18 protein-coding genes are annotated in these 21,091 nt (G+C 66.3%); 8 read left to right on the forward strand and 10 right to left on the reverse strand.

The features are described from left to right. The 6 genes from HZR81_RS08575 to HZR81_RS08600 form a co-directional block, all read left to right on the forward strand. The coding region (locus HZR81_RS08575) for a DUF2292 domain-containing protein (protein WP_500127897.1) at window positions 1–85 on the forward strand (85 nt) is incomplete at its 5' end. A 271-nt stretch (window positions 86–356) separates the two neighbouring features. Beyond that, window positions 357–1,355 carry a sulfate ABC transporter substrate-binding protein gene (locus tag HZR81_RS08580; protein ID WP_500127847.1) on the forward strand — a complete coding sequence of 333 codons (999 nt, stop codon included), beginning with the start codon at window positions 357–359 and terminating at the stop codon, window positions 1,353–1,355. 302 nt (window positions 1,356–1,657) lie between these two features. After that, a complete protein-coding gene (gene cysT, locus HZR81_RS08585) occupies window positions 1,658–2,476 on the forward strand; it encodes a sulfate ABC transporter permease subunit CysT (RefSeq protein ID WP_500127848.1) in 819 nt (272 codons plus the stop codon). Window positions 2,477–2,486: 10 nt separating this feature from the next. Next, window positions 2,487–3,362: a sulfate ABC transporter permease subunit CysW gene (gene cysW / locus HZR81_RS08590; RefSeq protein ID WP_045633779.1), complete on the forward strand. Its 876-nt coding sequence runs from the start codon at window positions 2,487–2,489 to the stop codon at window positions 3,360–3,362. After that, window positions 3,359–4,345 (forward strand): sulfate/molybdate ABC transporter ATP-binding protein, encoded by a 987-nt coding sequence (locus HZR81_RS08595; protein WP_200600754.1) that lies wholly within the window; start codon window positions 3,359–3,361, stop codon window positions 4,343–4,345. Before cysW ends, HZR81_RS08595 begins: the two co-directional genes overlap by 4 nt. A 96-nt stretch (window positions 4,346–4,441) precedes the next feature. Continuing rightward, a complete protein-coding gene (locus tag HZR81_RS08600; protein WP_500127849.1) occupies window positions 4,442–5,431 on the forward strand; it encodes a 2-hydroxyacid dehydrogenase in 990 nt (329 codons plus the stop codon). Here the strand turns inward: HZR81_RS08600 and HZR81_RS08605 are convergent. From HZR81_RS08605 to HZR81_RS08645, 9 genes are all read right to left on the reverse strand, one after another. Continuing rightward, window positions 5,421–6,098 carry a uracil-DNA glycosylase family protein gene (locus HZR81_RS08605; protein WP_125868609.1) on the reverse strand — a complete coding sequence of 226 codons (678 nt, stop codon included), beginning with the start codon at window positions 6,096–6,098 and terminating at the stop codon, window positions 5,421–5,423. The genes HZR81_RS08600 and HZR81_RS08605 overlap by 11 nt on opposite strands. A 10-nt stretch (window positions 6,099–6,108) precedes the next feature. After that, complete coding sequence (locus HZR81_RS08610; protein ID WP_500127850.1) at window positions 6,109–6,645, reverse strand: DUF3299 domain-containing protein; 537 nt, start codon at window positions 6,643–6,645, stop codon at window positions 6,109–6,111. Window positions 6,646–6,698: 53 nt separating this feature from the next. Then, entirely contained in the window at window positions 6,699–6,950 is a 252-nt protein-coding gene (locus tag HZR81_RS08615; protein WP_003297756.1) for a GlsB/YeaQ/YmgE family stress response membrane protein, read from the reverse strand. A gap of 84 nt (window positions 6,951–7,034) precedes the next feature. Then, on the reverse strand, window positions 7,035–8,120 hold the full coding sequence (locus tag HZR81_RS08620; protein ID WP_500127851.1) for a 5-(carboxyamino)imidazole ribonucleotide synthase: 1,086 nt from the start codon (window positions 8,118–8,120) through the stop codon (window positions 7,035–7,037). 73 nt (window positions 8,121–8,193) lie between these two features. Continuing rightward, a complete protein-coding gene (gene purE, locus HZR81_RS08625) occupies window positions 8,194–8,682 on the reverse strand; it encodes a 5-(carboxyamino)imidazole ribonucleotide mutase (protein ID WP_013981400.1) in 489 nt (162 codons plus the stop codon). Between the two features lie 161 nt (window positions 8,683–8,843). Continuing rightward, on the reverse strand, window positions 8,844–11,336 hold the full coding sequence (locus tag HZR81_RS08630; protein ID WP_500127852.1) for an ATP-binding protein: 2,493 nt from the start codon (window positions 11,334–11,336) through the stop codon (window positions 8,844–8,846). Between the two features lie 117 nt (window positions 11,337–11,453). Next, window positions 11,454–13,379, reverse strand: coding sequence for a bifunctional sugar phosphate isomerase/epimerase/4-hydroxyphenylpyruvate dioxygenase family protein (locus HZR81_RS08635; RefSeq protein WP_200596531.1), 1,926 nt, complete (start codon window positions 13,377–13,379; stop codon window positions 11,454–11,456). Between the two features lie 67 nt (window positions 13,380–13,446). Then, the gene (locus HZR81_RS08640) at window positions 13,447–16,182 is read right to left on the reverse strand and encodes an AMP-binding protein (RefSeq protein WP_500127853.1); all 2,736 of its coding nucleotides are present in this window, start codon (window positions 16,180–16,182) and stop codon (window positions 13,447–13,449) included. A 148-nt stretch (window positions 16,183–16,330) separates the two neighbouring features. Continuing rightward, window positions 16,331–17,263: a LysR substrate-binding domain-containing protein gene (locus HZR81_RS08645; RefSeq protein WP_482739260.1), complete on the reverse strand. Its 933-nt coding sequence runs from the start codon at window positions 17,261–17,263 to the stop codon at window positions 16,331–16,333. Between the two features lie 162 nt (window positions 17,264–17,425). On the opposite strand from HZR81_RS08645, the gene HZR81_RS08650 reads away from it, so the two are divergent. Next, entirely contained in the window at window positions 17,426–18,850 is a 1,425-nt protein-coding gene (locus HZR81_RS08650; RefSeq protein WP_500127854.1) for an aspartate ammonia-lyase, read from the forward strand. Window positions 18,851–18,940: 90 nt separating this feature from the next. Next, complete coding sequence (locus tag HZR81_RS08655; protein WP_500127855.1) at window positions 18,941–20,200, forward strand: dicarboxylate/amino acid:cation symporter; 1,260 nt, start codon at window positions 18,941–18,943, stop codon at window positions 20,198–20,200. An 11-nt stretch (window positions 20,201–20,211) separates the two neighbouring features. On the opposite strand, the gene HZR81_RS08660 is transcribed toward HZR81_RS08655, so the two are convergent. Beyond that, window positions 20,212–21,030 carry a helix-turn-helix domain-containing protein gene (locus HZR81_RS08660; RefSeq protein WP_500127856.1) on the reverse strand — a complete coding sequence of 273 codons (819 nt, stop codon included), beginning with the start codon at window positions 21,028–21,030 and terminating at the stop codon, window positions 20,212–20,214. Window positions 21,031–21,091: the final 61 nt, after the last annotated feature.

The following is a 21,091-nucleotide window of genomic DNA, read 5'->3' on the forward strand; positions in this document are numbered from 1 at the left end:
TGAAATCACCGTGCACAACGGCCAGGCCGTGCAGATCGAGCGCAAGGAGAAGTTCCGCCTGCAGCCGACCGGCAAGAACGCCTGACCCCCGGACTACCCCAACCATCAGCCCGACTGGACCACCGGAGGGCGTGACCATGAAACGAGCCGAGACCATGAACACGCACCGGTACTGCAGCTGTCGCCCGCGAATGCGGAGCTAATTAATCGAGTCACTGAAAACCACCTGACACCGCTAGACCAGGTTGCAACCCGCCAGGCTGCTTCTGCCTCGCCCTGCCTGTCTTCCAGCGTGATTTCAGCGACCGCCCCTGATACGCCAACACATACAAATTAGTTTTTTCAGGAGCTGCACCATGTCCATTCGTCGCTTCGCCCTCGCCGCCCTGGCGAGCGCGCTGTTCGCCGGCCCCGCACTGGCCGCCGATACCCTGCTCAACGCGTCCTACGATCCGACGCGCGAGCTCTATGTGGAATTCAACAACGCCTTCAACAAGCACTGGCAGGCCCAGGGCCATGAGCCGATCAAGGTCCAGCAGTCCCATGGCGGCTCCGGTAAGCAGGCCCGTGCCGTCATCGATGGTCTGCGTGCCGATGTGGTGACCCTGGCCCTGGCTGGCGATATCGATGAGCTGCATCGCCTCGGCAAGCTGATCCCCGAGGATTGGCAGACCCGTTTGCCGGACGCCAGCACCCCCTACACCTCGACCATTGTTTTCCTGGTGCGCAAGGGCAACCCGAAAGGCATCAAGGACTGGGACGATCTGGTCAAGCCGGGCGTCGAGGTGATCACGCCAAACCCGAAAACCTCCGGTGGTGCGCGCTGGAACTTCCTCGCGGCCTGGGCCTACGCCCAGCAGAAATTCGGCACGGATGAGAAGGCACAGGAATTCGTCGGGACGCTGTACAAGAACGTGCCGGTACTGGACACCGGCGCCCGCGGCTCGACCGTCACCTTCGTCAACAACGGCATCGGCGACGTGCTGCTGGCCTGGGAGAACGAGGCCTTCCTGGCCCTGAAGGAACAGGGCGGTGAAGATTTCGAGATCATCGCGCCTTCGCTGTCGATCCTTGCCGAGCCACCGGTGGCAGTGGTGGACAAGAACGTCGAGCGCAAGGGCACGCGGGCGCTAGCCGAAGCCTATCTGAACTACCTGTACAGCGAGGAAGGCCAGCGCATCGCGGCGAAGAACTTCTACCGGCCACGCAACGAGGCCGTGGCGGCCGAATTCAAGGATCAGTTCCCGGCGCTGAAGCTGGTCACCATCGACGGGGACTTTGGTGGCTGGAAGACCGCACAACCGAAGTTCTTCAATGATGGCGGCGTTTTCGACCAGATCTATCAGGCCGAATGAAGCTACTGCGCTTGCTCATACTTCGTTGAAGACCGGCTCGGGCCTGCTCATTTACAGCCCGTAAACTCCGCGGCCCTCGCCGGTCTTCGCCTTGTCTGAGCTGCGCTCGTGACGCTTCAGCCGACACATTGCACGCCAGTTCGTAGGGTGGATGGCCGAAGCCATCCACGCGTCCGAGGCGCTGGCCCGCATACGGCAGGCTCAGCGTGATGCGCGTGGAAAATCGCTTCGCGCGTTTTCCACCCTACGGTCTTCCAATTTTTTTTTTTTGGCCATTACGCCAAACCGTCCGAGCCTCGAACATGTCCAGCCGATCTACCTCCGTCATACCCGGCTTCGGGCTGACGCTGGGCTACACCCGGGTGTACCTCAGCCTGTTGGTGCTTATTCCCCTGGGTGCGCTGTTTCTCAAGACCACCGAACTCTCGTGGGCGCAGTTCATCGCCATCGTCAGCGCGCCGCGCGTGCTGGCGGCGCTCAAGCTGAGCTTCGGCACCGCCTTCGTGGCCGCCGTGCTCAATGGCGTGATCGGCACGCTGCTGGCCTGGGTGCTGGTGCGCTATCGCTTCCCCGGCCGCAAGATCATCGAGGCGATGATCGACCTGCCCTTCGCCCTGCCGACCGCGGTGGCAGGCATTTCCCTCACCGCGCTGTACGCGCCGAACGGACCGATCGGCCAGTTCGCTACCGAGCTGGGCTTCAAGATCGCCTACAGTCCGCTGGGCATCACCCTGGCACTGACCTTCGTGACCCTGCCCTTCGTGGTGCGCACCCTCCAGCCGGTGCTCGCCGATATCCCGCGTGAAGTGGAAGAAGCCGCAGCCTGCCTTGGCGCGCGTCCGCTGCAGGTGGTTCGCCATGTGCTGCTGCCAGCGCTGCTGCCCGCCTGGCTGACTGGCTTCGCCCTGGCCTTTGCCCGCGGCGTCGGCGAGTACGGCTCGGTGATCTTCATCGCCGGCAACATGCCGATGAAGACCGAGATCCTGCCGCTGCTGATCATGGTCAAGCTGGACCAGTACGACTACGCCGGCGCCACGGCCATCGGCGTGCTGATGCTGGTGGTGTCTTTCATCCTGCTGCTGGCGATCAACCTGCTGCAGCGCCGCATTGCCCACGGCTGAGGAGGCCAGCATGACTACCGCTTCCCTGCCCGTGTCGGCGAATGCCCGCGCCACCACTACCCGTCGCGGCAAGCAAACGGCCCGCCGCCTGTTGATCGGCGCGGCCTGGTTGACCTTCGCGCTGTTCCTTCTGCTGCCGCTGTTGATCGTCCTCGGCGAAGCCTTCAAGCAAGGGGTCGGCACTTTCTTCACGGCGATCCTCGAGCCCGATGCCCTGGCCGCGCTCAAGCTCACCCTGCTTGCCGTGGGCATCTCGGTGCCGCTCAATCTGGTGTTCGGCGTCGCCGCCGCCTGGTGCGTGAGCAAGTACGAGTTCCGCGGCAAGAGCCTGCTGGTGACCCTGATAGACCTGCCGTTCTCGGTCTCCCCGGTCATCGCCGGCCTGATCTACGTGCTCTTGTTCGGCGCCCAGGGCTATTTCGGCGAGTGGCTGAGTGATCGCGATATCCAGATCGTCTTCGCCGTGCCGGGCATCGTCCTGGCGACGCTGTTCGTCACCGTGCCCTTCGTCGCCCGCGAGCTGATCCCGCTGATGCAGGAGCAGGGCAGTACCGAAGAGGAAGCCGCGCGGCTGCTCGGCGCCAGCGGCTGGCAGATGTTCTGGCACATCACCCTGCCGAACATCAAATGGGGCCTGATCTACGGCGTGGTGCTCTGCACCGCGCGGGCGATGGGCGAGTTCGGCGCGGTGTCGGTGGTCTCAGGGCATATCCGCGGGCTGACCAACACCCTGCCGCTGCACGTCGAGATTCTCTACAACGAATACAACCACGTCGCCGCGTTCAGCGTGGCCAGCCTGCTGCTGGCCCTGGCGCTGGTGATCCTGCTGCTCAAGCAGTGGAGCGAATCGCGCATCGCGCGCCTGAAAACCGGAGCACAGCCATGAGTATCGAAGTCCGTGACGTCAACAAGCGCTTCGGCCAGTTCCAGGCGCTGCAGGCGATCGACCTGCACATCCAGAGCGGCGAACTGGTCGCCCTGCTCGGCCCGTCCGGCTGCGGCAAGACCAGCCTGCTGCGCATCATCGCCGGGCTGGAAACGCCGGACAGCGGCAGCATCGTGTTCCATGGCGAGGATGTCTCCAGCCGCGATGTGCGCGACCGCAACGTCGGCTTCGTCTTCCAGCATTACGCACTGTTCCGCCACATGACCGTGTTCGACAACGTGGCCTTCGGCCTGCGCATGAAGCCGAAGAAGCTGCGCCCGAGCGAAGCGGTGATCGCCGCCAAGGTGCACGAGTTACTGAATCTGGTGCAGTTGGACTGGCTCGCGGACCGTTACCCCGAACAGCTCTCCGGTGGCCAGCGCCAGCGCATTGCCCTGGCCCGCGCGCTGGCAGTGGAGCCCAAGGTGTTGCTGCTCGACGAGCCGTTCGGCGCGCTGGACGCCAAGGTGCGCAAGGAACTGCGCCGCTGGCTGGCGCGGCTGCACGAGGACGTGCACCTGACCTCCGTATTCGTCACCCACGACCAGGAGGAGGCGATGGAGGTCGCCGATCGCATCGTGGTGATGAACAAGGGGGTGATCGAGCAGATCGGCACACCGGCGGAGGTGTACGCCAACCCCGCCAGCGAGTTCGTCTACCACTTCCTCGGCGACGCCAATCGGCTGCAGCTGGACGAACAGCGCAGCGTGCTGTTCCGCCCGCATGAGGTTTTTCTGAGCCGTGAAGCGCTGGCCGAGCACCTGGCCGGCGAGGTGCGCGACATCCGCCCGCTCGGCGCGCTGACCCGCGTCACGTTGAAAGTCGCAGGGCAAGCCGAGCCGATCGAAGCGGAGGTCGGCAACGACCACGCCAGCCTGGTGGGCGTGCAACGCGGCAGCACGCTGTACTTCCAGCCCAAGGGGCAGGCACTGCGTGCAGGCTGATGCGTGCCGCCGGTCATATCGGGCGACAGAAGCGACTTGGCCGCGGCGGGCAACTGTCGCACCCTGTCGGCAGTCGCCCCTTATCGCGAGGCTCCCATGCGCATCACCCTGTTCAGCAGCAAGCCCTATGACCGTGACAGCTTCCAGGCCGCCAACCGCGCCCACGGCTTCGAGCTGCACTTTCTCGAGACCCGCCTGGACCCTGACACCGCGGCCCTGGCGACGGGCGCCGAAGTGGTCTGCCCGTTCGTCAATGACGTGCTCTCCGCCCCCGTGCTGGAGCAGCTCGCGGCCGGCGGCACGCGGCTGATCGCACTGCGCTCGGCCGGTTACAACCACGTCGATCTGCCCTGCGCCAGGTGTCTCGGTCTGCCGGTGGTGCGGGTGCCGGCCTACTCGCCGCATGCCGTGGCCGAGCACACCGTGGCACTGATCCTGGCGCTCAACCGCCGTCTGCCGCGTGCCTACAACCGCACCCGCGAAGGCAACTTCTCGCTGCAGGGGCTGACCGGCTTCGATCTGGTCGGCAAGCGCGTCGGTGTGGTCGGCAGTGGGCAGATCGGCGCGGTGTTCGCGCGGATCATGCAGGGCTTCGGCTGCGAGGTGCAGCTCTATGACCCCTACCCCAACCCGGAGCTGGAACGCCTCGGCATGCGTTACGTGGCGATCGACGAGCTACTGGCCGGCAGCGATATCGTCAGCCTGCACTGCCCGCTCACCGAAGAGACCCGTCACCTGATCAACCAGCAGAGCCTGGCGACCATGAAACCGCACGCCATGCTGATCAACACCGGCCGCGGCGCGCTGATCGACACGCCGGCGCTGATCGGCGCGCTGAAGAGCGGCCAGCTCGGCTATCTGGGGCTGGATGTCTACGAGGAAGAAGCCGGGCTGTTCTTCGAGGATCACTCCGGCCTGCCGCTGCAGGACGATGTGCTGGCGCGGCTGCTGTCGTTCCCCAACGTGATCGTCACCGCCCACCAGGCCTTCCTCACCGAGGAGGCGCTGGCAGCCATCGCCGGCACCACCCTGGGCAACGTCGCTGCCTGGCAGGCCGGGCAGCTCGCCAATCAGGTCAGCGACTAGCGTCGAGCTGGCGCAGGCGCGCTTCCAGCAACGCGGGGAAGCGTTTGAACCAGGTCTGGTTCAGCGGTGAGGGGTGCGGCAGTGGGTGCAGGATGAAGGTTCGTGCATGGCCTTGCGCGTCCTGCATGTCGATATCGAGGTTGGCCGTAAAGCGATCCTCACGCTGCCAGAACGCCTCCAGGCGCTGGCGCGCCTCGCGCGGCTGGCCGATGGCGAACCAGAGAAAGGCCTCGCGACCGAGGGTGACGATGTGCCGGCCATGCCAGCTGTCGATCAGCAACTGGCGCATCAGCGGCTGGAAGCGGCGCTTCACCGCCATGGACCAGGCCTTGTTGCCGATGGGCTTGTACGGCACGGTGTTGATCCAGAAGTAGTGCCGCCCCAGCGCCCGTCCCGCCTCGAAGTCCGGCATCTCAGCGCCATGCAGGTGGCGGTAGAGCACGCGCCGGACGATCTGCCCGCCGGACCCAATGAAGGGTTCGCCGTGACGCACTTCCTCGCGCCCCGGATCGCGGCCGAAGAAGCAGAGCGGTGCGTCAGCGTCGCCAAGCCCGATGATGGGTTCCAGCGGATCACGTTCGAATGCCTGGTAGACCGGCAGATCGATGCCTTCGGTGTGCGCCGCCAGCTCACGTAGCGCCTGGCGGAGTTCGGTGGGCAGCGCCATGACCTGCGGCTCAGAGGTCGCTTTCGTCGACCAGCTCGACCGCCGCCGCTTCCAGCACATAGGCGGCATCGGCCAGGTCGTTGCTGACCGGCTCGATCTGCAGGCGACCGTCGACCCACAGCGGGGCGTAGATGTCCTCCAGGGTGATGCCCTTGGGGTAACGCACCAGCACGATCTGGTTCGGCGGCGGCGGCGGCACGTGGATGCAGGCACCGGGATAAGGGACGAGGAAAAACTCGGTGCTGCGTCCGCGGGCGTCGCTTTCCAGCGGCACCGGGTAACCGCCGAGGCGGATCTCGCGGCCGTTCAGCTCGGCGACCGTCTTGGCCGAGTACATCACCGGCGGCAGCCCGGCCTCCTGCTTGAGCCCGCCCTGGTCGCTGAAGCCCAGGTCCTCGGGCGTCGCGTGGTCGATCTCCGGCATCTCCTCCAGCGCCTGGCGATCCTCGGGCGGCATCAATTCGAGCCAGTCGAGTTCCGATGGCGCGGCATGAACGGTGGCAACGAGGGCGAGACAGCAGAACAGCGAGGCGAGAAATGAACGCATGAGGTCACTACGTGAGAAGGGAACGGGGCCGCAGGGCGCGGCCCCGCGGCGGGTCAATGCTTGCGGCTGGTGACCATGCCGTAGATCACCAGCAGGATGATCGCACCGACCACGGCGCCGATAAAGCCTGCGCCCTCGCCCGCCTGGTACAGGCCGAGCGCCTGGCCGCCGTAGGTCGCCAGCAGCGAGCCGCCGATACCCAGCAGGATGGTCATGATCCAGCCCATGCTGTCGTCGCCAGGTTTCAGGAAGCGCGCGATGAGGCCGACGATCAGGCCGATGATGATGGTGCCGATGATGCCCATGGTTGTGCTCCTCAGGTCCGAAAGGTGGGTAACCAATGGACCCGAGGGGGCTACCGCCGTTCGCCGTCGCCGGACGGCCGGGCGTCAAGAGTGCGGGATCAGCGTCTCTACTGCGGTGATCTGGCGGTTCAGCGTGGCGCGATCAGGGCAACGCAGCGTCGCATGGCCGACCTTGCGTCCGGCCTTGAAGGCCTTGCCGTAGTGGTGCAGGTGGCAATCCTCGATGGCGATCACCTTGTCCACCGGCGGCACTTCGCCGATGAAGTTGAGCATGGCGCTCTCGCCCAGCTTGGCGGTCGAGCCCAGCGGCAGGCCGGCGACGGCACGCAGGTGGTTCTCGAACTGGCTGCACTCGGCACCTTCGATGGTCCAGTGGCCGGAGTTGTGCACACGCGGGGCGATCTCGTTGGCCTTCAGGCCGCCGTCGACCTCGAAGAATTCGAAGGCCAGCACGCCGACGTAGTCGAGCTTCGCGAGCACGCGACCGACATAGTCCTCGGCCAGCGCCTGCAGCGGATGGTTGCTGCTGGCCACCGACAGCCGCAGGATGCCGCTCTCGTGGCTGTTGTGCACCAGCGGGTAGAAGCAGGTTTCGCCGTCACGGCCACGCACGGCGATCAGCGAGACTTCGCCGGTGAACGGCACGAAACCTTCGAGGATGCACGGCACGCTGCCCAGCTCGGCGAACGCACCGGCAACATCGGCAGGCTTGCGCAGCAGCTTCTGGCCTTTGCCGTCATAGCCCAGGGTACGGGTCTTGAGCACGGCGGGCAGGCCGATGCCGGCTACCGCGGCGTCGAGATCGGCCTGGGACTGGATGTCGGCGAACTCCGGGGTGGGAATGCCGAGCTCCTTGAACATGGATTTCTCGAACCAGCGATCGCGAGCGATGCGCAGCGATTCGGCGCTCGGGTAGACCGGCACGAACTGCGAGAGAAAGGCCACCGTCTCGGCCGGCACGCTCTCGAACTCGAAGGTCACCAGGTCCACCTCGTCGGCCAGCCGACGCAGGTGGTCCTTGTCGTCGTAGTCGGCGCGGATGTGCTCGCCGAGGGCCTGGGCGCAGGCGTCCGGCGCGGGGTCGAGGAAGGCGAAACTCATGCCCAGCGGAGTGCCCGCCAGGGCCAGCATGCGGCCCAGCTGGCCGCCACCGATCACACCAATTTTCATATCAACGGCCCTTCTAGGCGGCAGATTCAGCGCGCGACGCGCGCGTCGCTGGGAAGCAGAGTTTAGTCCCGGCTCAACCGCGCGGGTCCGGATTGTCGAGCACGGTCTGGGTCTGCTCGTCACGGAATTTCTTCAGCGCCTGGTGATACTCGGGGAATTCGTGGCCGAGGATGCTCGCCGAGAGCAGCGCGGCGTTGATCGCGCCAGCCTTGCCGATAGCCAGGGTGGCGACCGGCACGCCGGCCGGCATCTGCACGATGGACAGCAACGAATCGACTCCGGAGAGCATCGACGACTGCACCGGCACGCCGAGCACCGGCAGATGGGTCTTGGCGGCGCACATGCCCGGCAGGTGGGCGGCACCGCCGGCACCGGCGATGATCACGCGCAGACCGCGCGCTTCGGCCTGTTCGGCGTACTGGAAGAGCAGATCCGGGGTGCGGTGGGCGGACACCACCGTCACTTCATGGGGAATGCCCAGCTTTTCCAGCATGTCGGCGGTGTGGCTCAGGGTGGACCAGTCGGACTTGGAGCCCATGATCACGCCTACCAGTGCGCTCATCGTCGTGCCTCTCGTCGGGCGCCCGCGGGCGCGTCAATAACAACAAACCACGCAAAAGAGCGTGGCCTGGATGGGCGCGAACCGGCCAGAACCGCCCGCGCGCGAAAGCCGCGCAGTATAGCGCAAGGCATGACTGGCCAGTACCCCGGACGGTCGACCGGTTACCGCGCTGGGTGCGGCACGAGCCGCGGCAGCTCGATCCAGAAGCGGCTGCCCACACCCGGCTCGCTGTGCAGGCCCATCTGGCCGTTCATCAGGCGGGCGAACTCCAGACACAGCGACAGGCCGATACCGGTGCCCTGGATCATGCTGTTCTCCCGCCCGAGCCGCTGGAAAGGCTCGAACACCTGCCCCTGCTGCGCCGGGTCGATACCCAGCCCGGTGTCCTCGACCAGCAGACGAACCAGCGTCGGGGTGGTTTCCGCGCGCAAGGCGATGCGGCCCTCGGGGATGTTGTATTTCATCGCGTTGGACAGCAGGTTGAGCACCACCTGACGCAGGCGCCGCGGCTCGGCCAGCACCTGCAGGTCCTCGTCGGGCAGCGACAGCTCGAGCCGCAGGCCCCGCTGCTGCACCTCCAGCGAAACCAGTTCGGCGCATTCGCGCATCAGGCCGCAGACATCGACGGCCTGCAGTTCCAGTTGAGGCGCTTCCTGCTGCAGGCTCGACCATTCGAGAATCTCGCCCAGCAGCTGGTTGAGATGGCGGCTGGCCAGCAGGATCTCGTCGAGGTATTCGGCCGCTTCGGCCTGGCTTTCGTCATCGCAGTCCATCCGCATCAACTGGGCGAAACCGAGGATGGCGTTGAGCGGCGTGCGCAGTTCGTGGCTGATGCCCGACAGCAGCCGGCCCTTGGCTTCGCTCGCGGCCTGGGCCTGCACAGTGGCGGCGCGCAGCTCCTCCTCGACCCGCTTGAGCGCATCGATGTCGACGTGGGTACCGGCCAGCACCCGCGGCGCACCAGTATCCGGGTCGTGCTCGAGAACCCGCCCGCGGCTGAGCAGCCAGTGATATTCGCCAAGCGCGTCGGCGAAGCGGTACTTGGCCTCGTAGCGCGATTGCAGACCCAGCTTGATGCGCTCGATCTGGGCCAGCGCCTGCTGCAGGTCGTCAGGATGGATACGCTGGCGGAACTGGCTGTCCGACAGCTGCGCGGCCGGCAGCCCGAAGCTCGCCACCAGGTTGCCGCGCACGCGCAGCGATTGGTTGACCATGTCGTATTCCCAGAGGCTCTCGGTGGCGCTTTCCAGCACCAGTTCCAGACGTCGCTGGGTGTCGCCGCGTTGAACCTCGCTGGTTGCCAGGCGAGTGCCGAGCTCCAGCGTCTGGCGCGACATATCGTCAAGTTCGCGGATATCGGCGTGCACCGCAGCCGGTCGCCAGCGGCCGCGGCCGATCTCCTTCATCATCTGCGAGATACCGGCGATGGGATCGCGCAATGCCTGGCTGAGCTGGCGCGCGCGCAGCCACATCACCGCGTAGAAGCCGATGTAGAACAGCAGCAGCCCGGCGATCAGCAGATAGCCGATCTGCTGGTAGCGGCTGGCCAGCGCATTGGTCTGGCGAAACACCGCGGCCTCGTCCACCACCGTCAGCAGGTGCCAGCCGGTCTGCGCCACGGTAGTCCAGGCCACCAGCTGCGGCCTGCCGCCGAGCATCACCTGCTGTACGCCACGGTCGGAGCCAGATATCGCCGCAGCCAGCTCGGCGGTTTCGCGGCGGCGATCGAGGCGGAAGTCCTCGGGCTTGAACATCTCGCTGCGGATCGCATCCAGGTACGAGTGCTCGGTCAGCTCGGCCAGGCCGAAATCCTCTTCGCCGGGCTCCGGCAGCGCCATGATCGACAGGTCGTCGCTGACCAGCATGGCGTAGCCGCCCCAGGGCACCTGCAACTGGCCGATCTGTTCGAGGATGCCGCTGACGGTGATGTCGATGCCGACCACACCTTCGAGGAAATCATCGCGATAGACCGGCGCGATCGCCGACATCATCCAGCCATGGCCGGCCGGATCGAGGTAGACGTCGGTCCAGACCACGCCGCGCCCCGGGTTGTGCTCGGCGTCGGCCAGGTAATAGAAGTTGTACTGGGGGATGTCCATATCCGCCGGGTACTGGTCGAGGGTGAAGAACCACGGATAGATGTGGTTGAAGCTGTCCCAGCTGTTGAAGTAGAGGCTGGCGACCAGCGGGTTGCGCGCCTCGATCTCCTTCATCAGCGGTTCCAGCTGCCGCAAGCGCGCGATCTTCTCCAGATCGTGGCGCTCGGCCGGCGTGGCGTTGGAGTAGAAGACCGCGGCGCCACCGTTGTTCTCAGGGCTGTAGCGGACCCCGTCGCCACTCAGCGCCAGCTCCGGCGGCGCGACCGGCGCGTCGCCCAGCAGGGCCTGTGCGGTGAGGTTGCGATACAGCTCGGTGAGCGAGGCGACTTGTTCCAGCTGCTCGCTGATCAGCCGCGACTCGAGGCTGGCCGACGCCTGCAGGTCGTTCAGCGCAGTCTCGCGCAGGTGCTCGATCTGGGCGTCGCGGATCGCGCTGTTGGTCAGCAGGTAGATGGCAATCAGCCCCGCCTCCACCAACACCAGTGGAATCAGCGCACTGCGAACGAAAGCCCGCCAGATCCATTGACGCAGGCCGATTGGTTTTGGGGTGGGCACGACAGGGCTCCAGCGGCCGCACGAAACAGGCAATCCGCAAGGGGGCGGGCCGCTCGCGATCATAGCATCGCTGCCGCGGCCACAAGCTAGGGCCTTTGGCTAATCCGCAATGAACCATCAGCCAGTGCTGGCCATGACACGCGTGGCCGGGGCAGCGCGGCGGCATTGCTTGGCCATGGCGGCCAGGCGTACCGCCACGTTGGCCGTTCCGTAACCGGCGTAGTCGTTGCAGCGCTGCAGGATCTCGAAGAAGAAACGCCCCTCGAACGGCTCGGTGTAGACGTGGAACAGTTCGCCGCCGTCGGCATCGCGGTCGTACAGCACGTTGTAGCGGGCGAGCTCGGCGAGCAAAGCGTCGTCGAAATCGAAGCGCGCGGCCAGATCATCGTAGTAATTGCGCGGAATCTTCAGCAGCGGCACCCCGGCCGCCTGCGCCCGCGCGACCTCGGCGAAGATGTCTTCACAGGCGAATGCCACATGGTGCACGCCGGCGCCGCGGTAGCTGGACAGCGTTTGACCGATCACGGTGTGGCGGTCCTGCGAGGTGTTCAGCGGCAGCCGCACCCGCCCGCAGGGACTGCGCATGGCGCGGCACTTCATCAGGCCGTAGGGATCGGGCAGCAGCAGCTCGTCGTCGGCCTCGAAGTCGAACAGACTGCGGTAGAACAGCACCCAGCTGGCCAAACTCTCGGCCGGCAGTGCGGTGGCCATGTGATCGATGCGCTGCAGGCCAGTGCCCGCTGACGCGACGGCGTGCAGGCGGAAGTCGATGTCGTAGTTGCTCTGCCCCGGCGCGCCGGACTCGAGCAGATAGATCAGGCTGCCGTCCGGCGCACGCACGGCCGGAATCTGCCGCTCGTTCGGCCCGATCAGCCCGCGGTAGGGCTGCCCGCCGAAGGCGCAGGCGCGCGCCAGGGCCGAGGCCTCGTCGTCGATTTTCAATGCCATGGCACAGACCGATGGCCCGTGCGCCTCGAAATAGTTGTGGGCGAACGAGTACGGCTCGGCATTGAGCACGATGTTTATCTCCCCCTGGCGATACAGCTGCACCGCCTTGGAGCGATGCTGGCCGACGTGGGCGAAGCCCAGCCGCTGCAGCCAATCGCCCAGCCGCGCCGCGTGCGGCTCGTCGACCGCGAATTCGAGAAAGTCGATGCCCTCGTAGCGCGGCGCCGGCGGCGGTGTGAACAGTGCCTGGGCAATCGGCGCGGGCCTGGCGGCAGCGTTCAAGCGCTGGCCGGTCAGTTCCTCCAGGTGCAGCAGGGCGCGCAGGCCATCGGCAGCCACACCACGCGGCGGCGCGGCGCGGAAGCCATCGTTGAACACTTCCAGCGACAGCGGACCGCCGTAGCCGGCCTGCAGTACGGGCGCAAGGAAACCCGCCAGATCGAATTCGCCCTGGCCGGGGAAGCAGCGGAAATGCCGGCTCCACTCCAGCACATCCATGCTCAGCAGCGGCGCATCGGCCAGTTGCACGAAAAAGATTCGTTCGCCCGGAATCTCGACGATCGCGTTGGGATCGTCGCGCAGGGCGAGGGTGTGGAAGCTGTCGAGGATGACGCCCAGCGCCGGATGGTCGACCTGCTGCACCAGCGTCCAGACATCGCGCCAGGTCTTCACGTGACGGCCCCAGGCCAGGGCCTCGTAACCGACCCGCAGGCCACGCGCACCGGCGCGCTCGGCGATGAGGGTGAGGTCGCCGAGCAAGGTCTCACGGTCGCCCAACGCATCGGCCTGCACATTGCTGCACAGCAGCATCAGCTCGGCGCCGAGTTCCTGCATCAGGTCGAACTTGCGCTCGGCGCGATCGAGGTTGCGCTGCAGACGCTCGCGCGGACAGCCCTCGAAGTCACGAAACGGCTGGAACAGGGTGATCTCGAGCCCCAGGTCCTCGCAGCGTCGACGAATGTCCTGCGGGCTGCCGGAGTGATAGAGCAGGTCATTCTCGAACAGTTCGATGCCGTCGAAGCCGGCGGCGGCCACGGCTTCCAGTTTCTCCGGCAAGGTACCGCTCAGGGACACGGTGGCGATCGAGCGTTTCATGCGGTTACTCCTGTTACCGAGGGACGCGGGAAGCTGTGCGGCAGCAGCGGGTTCGACACGTGCATGATCAGAGCACCAGGCCATCGCGCTCACCCGGCTCGGTCAGCGGCAACATCAAGCCACTCTGACCAGGCATCGCCGCAGCCGAATCCTCCAGCAGCGCGCGCAGTGGCGTGGCGATGGAGGCGGTGTAGTCCTTGACGCAGCGGTGATGGCCGCCGAGTACGTCGTAACTCTCGAAGCTGGTGCCCATGTCGCGCCAAGCCCGGCTGGTGTAGTCGGCGGAGAAGTACACCACCGGCGCGTCGATGCGCTCGGGCAGGTAGCGCGCCATCACCAGCGAGTAGCGCAGAAAGCGCACTCGCACCTCGCGATCACGCGCTGTGGGTGGCGTCGGCACATGGCCGGCCAGGCGCTGGCGCACCATGCGCAAGCTGCGCCGCGAGATTTTCCAGACCAGGTTGGCGATGCGCTTGGGATAGGGCCACTTGCTGGTCTCCCCGAAGCGACTGAGGGCCTCGTAGGCGCGGGCCAGGTGCATGTCCGGCAGCACGCGGTCGAGGCTGCGCAGAATGACGCGCGACCAGGGGCGAACATTGGCGGTGGGCGGATCGATCAGCGCCACGATCTCCACCTCATGGCCTGCCTCGATCAGCAGGCGGGCGGCCTCGAAGGCCACCAGTGCGCCATTGCAGTAGCCGCCTATGCGATACGGCCCCTGCGCCTGACGCTCGAGGATCAGCGGCAGACGCTCACGCGCCATCTGCTGTACCGACGCCGGTATCGGCTCGTTGGCCATGCCATGGGGGGCGATGGCGGTCAGCGGCTGCTGCGGGCCGAGCAGCCGAGCCAGGCGCCGGATGTAGTAGCCGCCGTGGGCGAAATCGCCGTGGAACCAGAACAGCGCCGTGCGCCCCGGCTGGGCGTTGAAATCGATGACCGGAATGACGTGGTTGGCAAGGTTTTCCAGTCGCGCCGCCAGCTCGCGGGCGGTTTCGGCCTCGATCAGCAGTGATTCGGGAATCACCCGACCGAGCATCTGCTCCAGTTCGGTGAGCATTTCGGTAGCCAGCAGCGAATCACCGCCGCTGTCGAGAAAGTTGTCCTCCGGGCCGACCGCCTCGGTCTTCAGCAGGCGCCGCCAGATGGCCAGCACGTCCTGTTCCAGCTGCGAAGCCGCGACCGCGCCGGTCGCCAGCCGGGCACGCTCGTTGCGCTGCTGGACGTAGGCGTCAGCCAGGCGATGGCGCAGCACCTTGCCGGTCAGCCCGCGCGGCAAGGCCTCGATGATCTGCACACGTCGCGGCACCTTGAAGTAGACCAGCTCGTCACGCAGGAAACGCTGCAGCTCGGCGCCCGTCACCTCCATTGCCGGACGCAGTACCACGGCCGCGGCGACGTCCTGGCCGAGGCGCTGATGGGGTACGCCAAACGCCGCGGCTTCCGCCACGGCCGGGTGGCGCAGCAGCGCGGCATCGACTTCCGAGAGGCTGACCTTCTCGCCACCGCGGTTGATCACCTCGCGCAGACGCCCGTGCAGGTGCAGGAAGCCTTCTTCATCGAGGCTGCCGATGTCGCCGGTGTGGAACCAGCCGTCGCGCAGCACCTCGCGGTTGAGCGCCTCGTCGCCGAGGTAGCCAGGCATCACCGTGGCGCCACGCACGCGAATCTCGCCGCGCTCGCCAGGGGCGACCGGCTGGCCGTCCTCGCCGACGATGCTCAGGGTCTCCGGCCAGGGTCGCCCGACCGTGCCGGCCTTGCGCGCGTCCGGGGTGTTGGCGGCGATCTGCGCGGCCTCGCTGGAGCCGTAGTGCTCCAGCAGCGGGAAGCCCAGGGTGCGATCGAAGCTGTCGATGATCTCCTGCCCCAGCGGGGCGCCGCCGGATGAGGCGAAGCGCAGCCGTTGTGTGCTCAGCCCTTCGGGGTGCGCACGGGCTGCCTCGAGAATCGCCAGGTGCAGCGCCGGACCGGCGGAATACCAGCTGGGGCGCAGGCTTGCAAACCACTCGTGCAGGTCCACCACCGCCGGGCTGAGCGGAAAGGCGACGCTGCCGCCGGTGAGCAGCGGCGTGAGGATGGTGACCTTCAATCCGTGGGAGTAATAGGGCGCCGACACGCACAGGCAACGATCGCCGGCATCCAGGCCGAACCAGCGCTGCCACTTGCGTGCAGCGGTCAGCATGTTGCGATGGGTAAAGGGAATCAGCTTGGGCAGCGCGGTGGTGCCGGAGCTGCGCAGGATGAACGCCGGGGCATCTGGCTCGGGCAGCTCGTCCGGCGCCGGCTGCGCCGCAACCGGCATCGCAAGGCGCAGTGCCGGGCTGCCATCTTCCGCCGTTTCGGCACTGATCAGCATGAGTCCGTGGCGCTCGGCGGCTGCACGGCCCTGCTGGTCGCCATCGCTGCCGATCAGCAGGGCATCGAGCGGCAGCTGCTGGAGAAACTGGTCCAGCTCGGCCGGTCCGAGGCGCGGATCGAGCGGTACGGCAACCGCGGAACAGGCGATGGCAATGATCGCGACCGCCGCCTGTGGCGCTTCCGGCAGCAATACACCGATCCGCGCGTCGCGGCCGAAACCGGCCAGGCGCAACTGGCGATGGGTCCGCTCGATCATCTGCTGCAGGCCGCGATGGTCCAGCGGCGCGAAGCGGGTCGAAAGCACCGCCGCTCCAGCGGGCGAGGCTTGCGCGATGCGGGTCAGCGCGGCATGCAGGGTGACGGGCGCGATGCTGGCGGTCGCCGGGGCGGGCATAACGAAGTCCGCATCCGTAGCGGGGACGGTTGCGTCGGAGTCGTGGTTCACGGCTGTCTGTCCTTGGCTAGAGTCCGGGCCTGGCCATGGCTCGGATTGCTCAGCTAAGACAGTGCTGCACGAAAAAGTTGCCCAGCGCCCCGCAACAAAATGTGTGCAGTTAACCGCTTGATGCGCTCAGTTGGCTGCGCAAAGTGCCCTAACCGGCGGCTTCGTCCGCCGCTCGCTGCGCGTCAACCGTGCGGTTTTCCAAGCGCCGCCAGAGCAGGCGCACCGCACCCTTGCGCATCAGCGAACAGCGGTACAGGCGGATTTCCAGCGGTACCCGCCACTGCTCACCGCCGCAGATCGCCAGCTCGCCGCGCTCGAGCTCCGGCTCCACGCTCAGCCGCGGCACCCAGGCGATGCCCAGCCCCTGCAGCGCCATGCTCTTCAGGCTATCGGCCATGGCTGTCTCGTAGACGGTGGTCGAACGCAGCGCGCGCTGGCGCAGCAAAACGTTCACCGAACGGCCGAGAAAGGCACCGGCGCTATAGGCCAGCAACGGCACGGTCTGGCCGCTGTCGACGTCGTACAGCGGCACGCCGTCGGCGCCGACTGCACAGACCGGCAGCATCTCGGTACGGCCCAGGTGCAGCGAAGGGAACAGCTCCGGGTCGAGCTGCAGCGCGGCATCCGGATCGTAGTAGGCGAGGATCAGGTCGCAGCCGCCTTCGCGCAGCACATGCACCGCCTCGCCGACGTTGGTGGCGATCAGTCGGGTAGCCAGGTTCAGCCCATCGTGGCGCAGACCGGCGATCCACGCCGGGAAGAAGCCCAGCGCCAGCGAGTGCGCCGCGGATATCTGCAGCACTTCGCCCTGCTGGCCCTCAACGTGGTGCAGGTGGCGCACTACTTCGCCGAGCTGTTCAACCATGTTGCGCGCGCTGACCAGAAACAGCTGACCGGCCTCGGTCAGTTCAATGGGCGTGCGTGAACGGTTGATCAATTGCAGGCCCAGAGCCTCTTCCAGCGAACGGATGCGCCGACTGAACGCCGGCTGCGTGACGAAGCGGCGCTGCGCCGCCTGGGAGAAGCTGCGAGTCGCCGCGAGGGCGACAAAATCCTCCAGCCACTTGGTTTCCAGATTCATGTGAAAGGGCCCTCATACGATGGCGACGAGCGGGAAGTCACACCAACATTATGCTGTTTCGGCATGAGCCAGCCAGCAACGGCATTGGCCTCGAACAGGCCGCAGACCTTACTTTAGGCGCACTGCAGCAATGCCTGCGCCTACCGAAGCCACGTTACCATCATGTCCGAAGTTGCATCATCGCGAATCGAAAAAGACCTGCTTGGCACCCTCCCCGTTCCTTCCGACGCCTACTACGGCATCCAGACCCTGCGCGCCTTGCACAACTTCCGCCTCTCCGGCGTGGCGTTGTCGCATTACCCCAAACTGATCGTTGCCCTGGCGATGGTCAAGCAGGCCGCCGCAGACGCCAACCGCGAGCTGGGCTACTTGCCCGAAGCCAAGCACGTGGCGATCAGCCAGGGCTGCGCACGACTGATTCGCGGCGAATTCCACGAGCAGTTCGTGGTGGACATGATCCAGGGCGGCGCCGGCACCTCGACCAACATGAACGCCAACGAGGTGATCGCCAACCTCGGCCTGGAAGCCATGGGCCACGCCAAAGGTGAATACCAGTACCTGCACCCGAACAACGATGTGAACATGGCGCAGTCGACCAACGACGCCTATCCCACCGCCATTCGCCTAGGCCTCCTGCTCGGCCACGACACGCTGCTGGCCAGCCTGGACAGCCTCTGCGAAGCGTTGACCGCCAAGGGTCACGCCTTCGCCCATGTGCTGAAGATGGGTCGCACCCAGCTGCAGGATGCCGTGCCGATGACCCTCGGCCAGGAATTCCATGCCTTCGCCACCACCCTCGGCGAGGATCTGCAGCACCTGCGCCGCTTCGCCCCGGAGCTGCTGCTGGAAGTGAACCTCGGCGGCACCGCCATCGGCACCGGCATCAATGCCGACCCGCGCTACCAGGCCATCGCCGTGCAGCGCCTGGCCCAGATCAGCGGCCAGCCGCTGCGCCAGGCCGCCGACCTGATCGAGGCCACCTCTGACATGGGTTCGTTCGTGCTGTTCTCCGGCATGCTCAAGCGCCTGGCGGTGAAGCTGTCGAAGATCTGCAACGACCTGCGCCTGCTCTCCAGCGGCCCGCGCACCGGTTTCAACGAGATCAACCTGCCGCCGCGCCAGCCGGGCAGCTCGATCATGCCGGGCAAGGTCAACCCGGTGATCCCCGAGGCGGTCAACCAGGTCGCCTTCGAAGTGATCGGCAACGACCTGGCGCTGACCATGGCCGCCGAAGGCGGACAGCTGCAGCTCAACGTCATGGAACCGCTGATCGCCTACAAGCTGTTCGATTCGATCCGCCTGCTGCAACGCGCCATGGACATGCTGCGCGAGCACTGCATCGAAGGCATCACCGCCAACGAAGATCGCTGCCGCGAGCTGATGGAAAGCTCAATCGGCCTGATCACCGCGCTGAACCCCTACATCGGCTACGACAACAGCACCCGCCTGGCCCGCGAGGCGCTGCTCGGCGGCCGCAGCGTACTGGAGTTGGTGCGCGAAGAGCGGCTGCTGGACGACGCCATGCTGGCCGAGATCCTGCGCCCGGAAAACATGATCGCGCCACGCCTGGCACCGCTGGTGGTGTGATCGCTCCCCTGCGCCCGACTCCGACGTCGGGCGCTTGCTTTACGGGCCGCCAGCCCGGCCCGTTCGACAATAAAAACAACAGGAAGACCCATGACTCAGAGTACGACCCTCTCCGCTCCCCTGCGCCTGCTCGTCCGCCTGCCGCTCTGGCAGCAGATCCTCATCGGCCTGGCCCTCGGCGTCGCCGCCGGCATGGCCTTCGGCGCGGATGCGCAACTGCTGGCACCGATCGGCACGCTGTTTCTCAATGCGATCAAGATGCTCATCGTGCCGCTGGTGTTCGTTTCGCTGGTGGCCGGCATCATCTCGATGCAGGACAGCGCCAAGCTCGGCCGCATCAGCCTCAAGACCATCGTCATCTACCTGGTGACCACCGCCTTCGCGGTCAGCATCGGCCTGCTGTTCGGCGCGCTGTTCAGCCCCGGCGAGGGCATGAACATGGTCGCCAGTGGCAGCGCGCAAGCCAAGCAGGCGCCCTCGCTGGTGTCGATCCTGGTCGGTCTGGTGCCGTCCAACCCGGTCACCGCCTTCGCCGAGGGCAACATCCTGCAGATCATCGTCTTCGCCATCGCCCTGGGCGTAAGCATCAACCTGATCGGCGAGCGCGGCGCGCCGGCGGTGCGTCTGTTCGATGCGCTGGCCGAAACTTTCTACAAGCTCACCGATCTGGTGATGCGCGTCGCACCGATCGGTGTCTTCGCCCTGACCGCCGGCGTGGTCGGCAGCCACGGTGCCGAAGTACTGCTGCCGCTGGCCGGTGTGATCGGCGTGATCTACCTGGCCAGCATCGCCCATGTACTGCTGGTCTATGGCGGCCTGCTCGGCCTGCTGGCGCGGCTCAATCCGCTGCGCTTCTTCCAGGGCATCGCCCCGGCGCTGGCGGTGGCCTTCAGTACGTCAAGCAGCTCCGGCACCCTGCCGGTCTCCATCGAATGCGCGCGCAAGAACCTCGGCGTGTCCGAGGGTGTGGCGGGCTTCGTGCTGCCGGTGGGCGCGACCATCAACATGGACGGCACGGCGATCTACCAGGGCGTGCTCGCGCTGTTCATCGCCCAGGCCTTCGGCATCGACCTCAGCGCCGGGCAGTACGCGATGATCATCCTCACCGCGACGCTGGCCTCCATCGGCACCGCCGGCATTCCCGGTGCCGGACTGATCATGCTCGGCCTGGTACTCACCGCCGCCGGCCTGCCGCTGGAAGGCGTGGCGCTGATTGCCGGCATCGACCGCATCCTCGACATGGCCCGCACCACGGTGAACGTCGCTGGCGACCTGATGACCACCACCCTGGTCGGTCGCAGCGAGCAGGAACTCGACCGCGCGATCTACGACAGCAGCAACAAGGAGTGAAGGCGCACGACTCACTCGATGCCGAACAGCCCGTTCTCCACGCGCGGCGTCGCCAGGCGCTCGCGAATCTCCGGATCGATGCGCGGGTCGTCCGGACTGTAGAGCATCACCTGGCGATAGGCGCTGACCCGGTTGATCTCGCGCCCCAGGTACTCCCAGACCACCGAGGTACAGGCCGGGGTGCGACGGTCGCCGGAGGAGACGCCGGTCTTCAGGCCGTTGAGGCGGGTGATGCGGCTCTTGAAACTGGGGATGAGGATGGTCTGGCTCATCTCGTTGAGCGTCAGCGATTCGTAATCGATCAGGAACAGCCGGTCCTGCAGGCCGAAGGCGGCGCCCAGATAACGACAGCGCACCCAGTCCTCGGCCTGGCCGAGGGTGGGGCTGGCGCGTTCCTGGCGCTCCTGGCGCTCGAACAGGTACAGGCCGTTTTCCTCGCGCAGATGCACCAGGGAGATCAGCACGCTGCCCGGCACCGACATGCAGTTGGCGTATTCGAAGTAGTAGCCGCAATAACGCGACAGGCTGGTGGTCTGGTCGCGCAACGGCTGCAGCAGGGCCAACAACGGATCGGTCCGCGGCAGCGCCTGGGCTTCCGGATGGCGGGCGCCGACCAGCCGGGCGAACTGTTCGGGCGGCATTTCCAGCTCGTAGCCCTCGACGCCGAAGAAGTCGCCAATGCGCTTGAGATTGAACGGCGTCGGCCGGCTCTGCCCACCCAGGTACTTGTTGAACTGGGCGCGGTTGATGGCGAGCTTGCGACACACCTCGGCGATGGAACGGTAATGGCTGCACAGCAACTTGAGATTTTCAGCGAGGTGAGAGGTCACAGGAGTTGGCCCCATTCTGACGCGAGTGTCGCAAGTCTAGCATCAACTCGCGCCACATCGC

Source organism: Pseudomonas sp. LM13, assembly GCF_041381355.1.
In the GTDB taxonomy this organism is placed as follows: Bacteria; Pseudomonadota; Gammaproteobacteria; order Pseudomonadales; family Pseudomonadaceae; genus Stutzerimonas; species Stutzerimonas frequens.